The sequence below is a fragment of the Micromonospora sp. NBRC 107095 genome, assembly GCF_030269705.1.
In the GTDB taxonomy this organism is placed as follows: Bacteria; Actinomycetota; Actinomycetes; order Mycobacteriales; family Micromonosporaceae; genus Micromonospora; species Micromonospora parva.
The window spans coordinates 590438-597295 of record NZ_BSTU01000007.1; the positions used below are offsets into that span (position 1 = coordinate 590438).

At 72.5% G+C, this 6858-nt stretch carries 9 protein-coding genes; 4 read left to right on the plus strand and 5 right to left on the minus strand.

Annotated elements, in window-relative coordinates; genetic code table 11:
- Positions 1-32: 32 nt before the first annotated feature.
- A complete protein-coding gene (locus QSK15_RS30995; RefSeq protein ID WP_285797584.1) occupies positions 33-674 on the plus strand; it encodes a histidine phosphatase family protein in 642 nt (213 codons plus the stop codon).
- Here QSK15_RS30995 and QSK15_RS31000 read toward each other — a convergent pair.
- The 5 genes from QSK15_RS31000 to QSK15_RS31020 are packed head-to-tail and all read right to left on the minus strand — an operon-like array spanning position 664 to position 3577.
- The gene (locus QSK15_RS31000) at positions 664-1185 is read right to left on the minus strand and encodes a GNAT family N-acetyltransferase (protein WP_285797585.1); all 522 of its coding nucleotides are present in this window, start codon (positions 1183-1185) and stop codon (positions 664-666) included. The genes QSK15_RS30995 and QSK15_RS31000 overlap by 11 nt on opposite strands.
- Positions 1186-1194: 9 nt before the next feature.
- Positions 1195-1695 (minus strand): DinB family protein, encoded by a 501-nt coding sequence (locus tag QSK15_RS31005; RefSeq protein ID WP_285797586.1) that lies wholly within the window; start codon positions 1693-1695, stop codon positions 1195-1197.
- A 44-nt stretch (positions 1696-1739) separates the two neighbouring features.
- A complete protein-coding gene (locus QSK15_RS31010) occupies positions 1740-2180 on the minus strand; it encodes a VOC family protein (RefSeq protein WP_285797587.1) in 441 nt (146 codons plus the stop codon).
- Complete coding sequence (locus QSK15_RS31015; RefSeq protein WP_285797588.1) at positions 2177-2842, minus strand: MOSC domain-containing protein; 666 nt, start codon at positions 2840-2842, stop codon at positions 2177-2179. Before QSK15_RS31015 ends, QSK15_RS31010 begins: the two co-directional genes overlap by 4 nt.
- 9 nt (positions 2843-2851) lie before the next feature.
- Positions 2852-3577, minus strand: coding sequence for a carbon-nitrogen hydrolase family protein (locus tag QSK15_RS31020; protein WP_285797589.1), 726 nt, complete (start codon positions 3575-3577; stop codon positions 2852-2854).
- A gap of 82 nt (positions 3578-3659) precedes the next feature.
- Between QSK15_RS31020 and QSK15_RS31025 the strand changes: the two genes are divergently transcribed.
- The 3 genes from QSK15_RS31025 (at position 3660) to QSK15_RS31035 (ending at position 6360) form a co-directional block, all read left to right on the plus strand.
- Entirely contained in the window at positions 3660-4442 is a 783-nt protein-coding gene (locus tag QSK15_RS31025) for a DedA family protein (protein WP_285797590.1), read from the plus strand.
- Between the two features lie 128 nt (positions 4443-4570).
- Positions 4571-5725: a sensor histidine kinase gene (locus tag QSK15_RS31030; RefSeq protein ID WP_285797591.1), complete on the plus strand. Its 1155-nt coding sequence runs from the start codon at positions 4571-4573 to the stop codon at positions 5723-5725.
- Complete coding sequence (locus QSK15_RS31035) at positions 5716-6360, plus strand: response regulator (protein ID WP_285797592.1); 645 nt, start codon at positions 5716-5718, stop codon at positions 6358-6360. Before QSK15_RS31030 ends, QSK15_RS31035 begins: the two co-directional genes overlap by 10 nt.
- The last annotated feature ends 498 nt before the right edge of the window (positions 6361-6858 follow it).

A 6858-nucleotide genomic window follows, 5' to 3' on the forward strand; every position in this document is an offset into this window, starting at 1 on the left:
ACCCCCGTCGATACCGCTGGCATGATGTCCCGATGCGGACACGTCTGATCTTCGTGCGACACGGCGAGTCGGTCCACCAGCTCGAAGGAATCGTCGGTGGGCCGCGTGGCTGTCGGGGCCTCACCGCCCTCGGCCACGAGCAGGCACACCACCTGGCCAACCGGCTCACCGGTGAGGTCGCCGCCGACGGGCCGGTGGCGGTCTACTCGTCGGTGCTGCGCAGGGCCGTCGAGACCGCGCAGCCGATCGGCGCGGCGTTCGGCGTCCGGCCCGTGGCCGACTGTGGTCTCTGCACCTGGCACACACCCCCGTACGCCGACGGCCTGCCGACCGCCCTCTTCCGCACCGACCACGCGGTGGCCGGCGGCGGCGTGTTCCGACCGTTCGAGGAGGGCAACGAGAGCTGGGCCGAACTGGTGGTCCGCGTCAGCCGCGCGATCATGGAGATCGCCCACCGGCACCGGGGCTCGACAGTGGTCCTGGTCGGCCACAGCGAGACCGTCGAGGGCGCGTTCCACGCGCTCGGCGCGCAACCGGTCTTCCGGGCGTTCGACCTGGACGTGCCCCCGGCCTCGATCACCGAGTGGACCACCGACCACGACCCCGGCGGGTGGCCACCGGCCCGCTGGACGCTGCGTCGGTTCGGCGACAACGGCCGGTGGGCTACAGCGTGATCCAGTATCGCCGTGCGGAACCGGTTTCGGTGTCCCGAATCTCCTCGAGGACGCCGCCGTGGTGCTCGATCGTCGCCGCCGACGCGACGTTGTCCGCCGCGCAGACCAGCAGCACCCGGCCCAGCCCGAGTGCCCGGGCCGCACCGAGCATCCGGCCCAGTGCCCACGTCGCCAGCCCACGCCGACGCGCGGACGGCCGGATGCCGTAACCGATGTGGCCCGCGACCCGCAACAGGTGGTCGTCGAGCTGGTGGCGAAGCGCGATCCCGCCGAGCACCCGGTCGTCCTCGACGATCCACCGGTACGTGCACACGGTGCCACCGTCCGGCCGCTTCCCCGGGTCGGACTGGTCGGCCAGTCGGGTCACCCAGGCCGCGAAACCCTCCGGTGAGCGCACCTCATCTGTCGACCGCAGCCCGAACCCGTCCTCGTGCAGGCCAGGACCCCACTCGTCGTGCGCCGCCAACCAGGGGGCGTGCAGGCGGACGGTCGGCGCGACCAACTCGGGCATGCGTCGAGGCTAGTCGGCGGCCAGGATCTGCTCGCGCAGGATCTCCGCGTGCCCGCAGTGCTGCGCCAGCTCGCGCAGCACGTGCAGGTACACCCAGCGCAGCGGCAACGGGCCACGGCGGTTGCCGCGAAGCATGTCGTCGAGGCCCAGGCCGGACGTGGCGCGGCGGGAGGCTTCACAGGCCTCCCGGTGCGTGCGCTGGACAGTGGCGATCGTGTCGTCGTCATCGAGGATGAACGACTCGTCCGGCGTGGCGGGGATGCCGATCTCCGAGCGGGGTCGACACGTGACGGCCTCGTCGAACCAGACCTTCTCCACGAACGCGGCGTGCTTCACCAGACCCAACAACGTGGTCCGGGACGGCACCAACGAGCGGCGCGCCTGCTCCTCGGTCAGCCCGTCCAGGTAGCCGTTGAGCGACCTGCGGTGCTCGTCGATGAACGCCTCGAACTGCGCCTGGGCTGACTGGCCGACGACATCTTCGGCGAAGGTCGGGGGAAAGGACGTCATTCCCGAAGCATTTCAAGGTCATCGCCGACGCGCAAACAGCACGTTCAGCCAAAGGAGAGGAGAGCGCCGCGCTCGTCGAAGCGCGCGGTGCCCGCCCAGGCGATCTCCCACCGGTTGCCCTCCGGGTCGGCGATGTAGCCGGAGCGCCCACCCCAGGACCGGTCGATCGGCTCCGCCACCACCGTTGCTCCCGCCGCGACGGCGGCTTCGAACGCTGTATCGACCTCGTCGCGGCTGTCGACGTTGCAGGCCAGGGTGACCCCCGACCAGCCACCGGCCGGCGCGGGTACGCCCGGTGCCGCCTCGGCGGCCAACTCCGGCAGTGGGTAGAGCGCGAACAGCACACCACCGAGCAGGAAGGCCGACCAGCCGTCGTCACTGGTCGGCAGCTCGGGCCACCCCAACGACCGGTAGAACGACCGCAGCGCGGCGACGTCGCGCGCTCCCAGTGTGACCACGGACAGTCGAGAGGGGACGGTGCTCATGGGCCGACCGTAACGGTGTCGCCGTCCGCCACCCGCCCGGGCCGGAGCACGGTGGCGTACGCGCCGACACACGGCTGGGGACCCATTCCGGGCAGCGGTTCGATCCGGTTGAGCCGAGCGGGAGCCCGCAGCGCCTCGGTCTCGCGGGGCAGCGGGCCGTGCGCGAGCGTGGGCACCGCGCAGCGTGGCGTCGGGGCCAGCACGGCGAGCACCAGGTCCGGGCCGACGCGCAGTTCCCGGCCGACCCAGTCGTTCTCGGCGAAGGCGTCCGTGTCCGTGTCGAGCACCAGGTTGGGCCGGTAGCGCTCCACAGCCCCCGCCCCAGGCGGTACGTGCCCGGCGATCCGATCCAGGGTTGCGGTGGTGACCAGGTGGATCGGCGCGAAGTCGAAGAAGGTTCCGGGCAGAACCGACCCGAGCCGGCTCTCGTCGGCCAGGACCTCTTCGGTGAGGCCGGCCGCGAGCACCGCCTCCGGGTGAGACCGCAGCAGGGTGGCACCGGGCGGTACGGCGTCGACGAGGGTCACCGGGCGGCCCACCGCCGCGCTGAGCGCCGTGTCGATGCCGGGGTCCTCGCTTGACAGGTGTCGACCGTCAGGCAGGGTTATCCGTACCGGATCGGTCACCCCGCCGGTCGCTCGTAGCGTGAGCAGGCCGCGCATCACGTCACCCTAACCGCGCCCGCCGCCCCGGTCGGGGGACATGAGGTTGACGCTGACCGACTCGCCCGGGTCGGTGCCCGCGCGGGCGTATTCTTCGCCGTCCGGCGTCCAGACGCCCGATCGCCCCGCCGCCTCGGTGTAACCACCGCCGGTCGATCCGGCGAAGCTCGCCACCGCCACCCAGACCCGGTGCGCGGTGGCGATCCGGTGCGCCCGCTGATCCGTCACGGCGGCGTCGCGGGCGGACTCCAGGACGCCCCCCGCGTACACGTCGATCCCGAGCGCCGCGGTCCGCGCCGCGTGCGCGACCACGCCGGTGTCCTTGCAGATCGCCAACCCCACCCGCCAACCGTCCACATCGAGCACGGCCGGCGCACCGCCGGGCCGGAACCGGCGGGCTTCCGCGTCCCCCAGCCACATCTTCCGGTACGCCACCGTCGCACCGCCGCCGGACACCGCCAGCATCGCGATGTGCTCGCCCGCCACCGGCGCACCGACCAGGGCCACCGCGTTCGTCTCGGCGCACGCCTCGACCAGGGGCGTCAACCGCGGGTCGTCGACCGACACGACCGGCGCGTCCAACTCGTACCCGGTCAGGGACAGCTCCGGAAAGACCACCAACCGGGCACCCGCCGCGCGGACCGCGGCGGCGTGCGCCCGCGCGTTCGCCGCGACGTCCAGGGGTACGCACGGCGGCTGCACCACCGCGAGCCGCAACGGGGTGCGGCTTTCCACACCCCCACCGGTGTGGTCGACCCGCGCGGCCGGGCGGTCGGCCCCATGGTCGACTCTCAGGATGACTTCGTAACGTGGGCGCATGATTCGAACGTCCCACGCCGTGTTCGCCACCGGAACCCCCGCCGCCGCAGCGGAACCACCGCAGGACGGAATCGTCGGCTACGTCACTGACCTGGTGGAACGACTCGGCGGGCCGGGTGCCGGCCTGGCGGTGGCGTTGGAAAACCTCTTCCCGCCGATCCCCAGTGAGGTGATCCTGCCGCTGGCCGGGTTCGTCGCCGCGCAGGGCCGGATGAGTCTTTTCGGTGCGATTTTCTGGACCACGCTGGGCTCGGTGCTGGGCGCGCTCGCGCTCTACCTGATCGGCGCGGCACTGGGACGCGATCGCATGCGCGCCATCGTGGCCCGGCTTCCCCTGGTGAAGCTCAGCGACGTGGACCGGACCGAGGCGTGGTTCCTGCGGCACGGCGTGAAGGCCGTCTTCTTCGGCCGGATGATCCCGATCTTCCGGAGCCTGATCTCCATTCCGGCCGGCGTGGAGCGGATGCCGGTGGCCACATTCCTGCTCTACACCACGCTGGGCAGCCTGATCTGGAACACCACCTTCGTGCTCGCCGGCTACCTGCTCGGCGACAACTGGCACCTCGTCGAGGGCTACGTCGGCACGCTCCAGAAAGTGGTGATCGTGGTCTGCGTGGCGGCGGCGGCCTGGTTCGTCGGGTCCCGTGTGTGGAAGGCCCGCCGCGCCGCGCGCAACCCCGAGCCGACCGAACCCGAGCAGAGCGCACTGACCGGGGTGCCCGACCCGGGTGGTCGCGGCACGCTCTACCGCAGCGGATCGTGGGCCTCCGACGAGCGCTAGTCAGCGCCACTGGTGGGCTCTGCTCCCTGCCTTCGCTCTGCTGCCCCTGAAGCGCCATCTGGGCACCGCGCGGACGCGGCAGGCGACGCGGACCGTGCGGAACCGGCTCGGCACGAAAGGCGGAAGAGATGGCGGCGCAACGGCGAACCGGCAGGTGGTGGCTTCGACTGCCGGTCGGCGTCGCCGCCGGAACCGCGACGGCCGCCGTCGAGTTCGTCTTCCTCGTCGTCGCGGCCGTCGCGTTCACCGGGTGCGCGTTCGCCCCGGCCGCCGGCCGTCGAATCACCGGCCTGACCAGCAGGTACGGGGGGTGGCTGGTGCGGATGGAACATCGCCGCCTGGTCGGGCTGCTCGCCGCGGCGGATCTGCCCGCGCCGAACGCCGTGGCGACCCGTCGCCAGGTCGGCTACCTGGCCGCCCGCCTGCTACCCGGCACGCTCGGCCTGCTGGCGTACGCCGTGCTCGGCGTCGGCGTGGTGCTCGCCGGGATCGTGCTGAGGGCGGCGGTGCGCGGAGAGTTGACAGTTATCGACACCGTGTCCCAGATCGCCGTCGGGGCGGTGCTGCTCCTGCTCAACGGCCAGGCCGTCGCCAGCATCGCCGCACTGGACGTCCGGCTGGCCCGACGACTGCTCGGCCCGGGAAGCCGAGCGGAGCTGACCCGGCGGGTCCACGAGCTGACCACCAGCCGGGCCGGGGTCATCGCCGCAGTCGACGCCGAACGGCAGCGGATCGAACGCGACCTGCACGACGGCCTCCAACAGCGGCTGGTCGCCCTCGGCATGCTGCTCGGCCGCGCCCGGCGTACCCGCGACAGCGACCGCACACACGCACTGCTCCTACAGGCGCACGAGGACGTGCAGCGCGCCATTGAGGAGTTGCGCCAGGTGGCGTGGCGGGTCTACCCGTCGGCGCTGGACGGCGGCGACCTGGGCGAGGTGCTGACCATCGTCACCCGCGGATCAGAGGTGCCGGTGCGGATCCGGTACGAGCTACCCGTACGCCCCCAGCGGCACATCGAGACGGTGCTGTACTTCGTGGCCTGCGAGGCGCTCACCAACGCCGCGAAACACGCTGCCGCTACCCTGGTCGCGGTCGAAATCGGGGTACGGGATGGGTGGATCCGGATGCGCGTGCACGACGACGGCGTCGGCGGTGCCGACCCGACCGGGCGCGGACTGTCCGGGCTGGTGCGGCGGGTCGCCGCGCTGGACGGCCGGCTGACGGTCACCAGCCCGGCCGGCGGTCCGACGACGGTGCTGACGGAGTTGCCGTGCGACTAGTCCTCGCCGAAGACTCGACGCTGCTCCGCGAGGGCCTGACCCGGCTGCTCGCCGACGAGGACCACGAGGTGCTCGCGGCGGTCGGGACCGCCGTCCACCTGGTCGAGGCGGTCGAGCGGTCCCGTCCCGACGTGGTCGTCACCGACGTCCGGATGCCACCCACGCACACCGATGACGGGCTGCGGGCCGCACTGGAGATCCGTCGTCGGTGGCCCGACACCGGCGTCCTCGTACTCTCCCAGTACGTGGAGCGGCGGTACGCCGGGCGGCTGCTCGCGGATCGCCCCGAGGGGGTCGGCTACCTGCTCAAGGACCGGGTCGCCCAGGTGGACGACTTCCTCGACGCACTCGACCGGGTCGCCGCCGGCGGCACCGCCCTCGACCCGGAGGTGGTCCGTCAGGTGGTGGCCGGCTCGGAGCGGCCCGAACCGCTCGGTCGGCTCACCCCGCGGGAACGGGATGTGCTGCACGAGATGGCCCAGGGGCACACGAACCTCGCCATCGCCCAGCGGCTGCACGTGTCGCAGAGCGCCGTCGAGAAGCACGTCAACGCCATCTTCGACAAACTCGACCTGGCCCACACGACCGGCTACAGCCGGCGGATCCTCGCCATCCTGCGCTACCTGGACACCTGACCCACCCAGCACCCAACGCCGCCCGCACGGCATCCCCGCCCGAGTGCAGCTCTTTACGCCGGTCCATGGCCGGCTGGCGGGCTTGTGCGCCGGTGCGTGCCGGGGCGTGCGGAGCCAGGGCGGGCGGCGTGGGGGCTGTGGCCGGCTGGCGGGCTTGTGCGCCGGTGCGTGCCGGGGCGTGCGGAGCCAGGGCGGGCGGCGTGGGGGCTGTGGCCGGCTGGCGGGCTTGTGCGCCGGTCCGTGCCGGGCATGCCGGAACCAGGCCGGCCACGCGTGGGCGTTGCCGGCGCGCCGGGCCGTGGGTCGGCCATGCGGGGGCCGGCCGCCATGATCGACTCGGGCTTCATGAAGTCGGGGTGTCCTGGCGTCCCGGATGCCCCGGTTTCCGTGAAGCCGAGTGGATCACGGTCGTGCGGGCCCGGTTCGGTGCCGTGGGTCCGTGGTTGTGTGGGTGGTGTGTCCGGTTGTGGGTGTTTGTGGGTGGTGGCCGGGGGCACC

Bases quoted from the DNA above. Each gene is read 5' to 3' on its own strand.
- QSK15_RS31030 (WP_285797591.1), top strand. From the start codon at position 4,571: ATGGCGGCGCAACGGCGAACCGGCAGGTGGTGGCTTCGACTGCCGGTC.
- QSK15_RS31025 (WP_285797590.1), top strand. From the start codon at position 3,660: ATGATTCGAACGTCCCACGCCGTGTTCGCCACCGGAACCCCCGCCGCC.
- QSK15_RS31005 (WP_285797586.1), bottom strand. From the start codon at position 1,695: ATGACGTCCTTTCCCCCGACCTTCGCCGAAGATGTCGTCGGCCAGTCA.
- QSK15_RS31010 (WP_285797587.1), bottom strand. From the start codon at position 2,180: ATGAGCACCGTCCCCTCTCGACTGTCCGTGGTCACACTGGGAGCGCGC.
- QSK15_RS31015 (WP_285797588.1), bottom strand. From the start codon at position 2,842: ATGCGCGGCCTGCTCACGCTACGAGCGACCGGCGGGGTGACCGATCCG.
- QSK15_RS31000 (WP_285797585.1), bottom strand. From the start codon at position 1,185: ATGCCCGAGTTGGTCGCGCCGACCGTCCGCCTGCACGCCCCCTGGTTG.
- QSK15_RS30995 (WP_285797584.1), top strand. From the start codon at position 33: ATGCGGACACGTCTGATCTTCGTGCGACACGGCGAGTCGGTCCACCAG.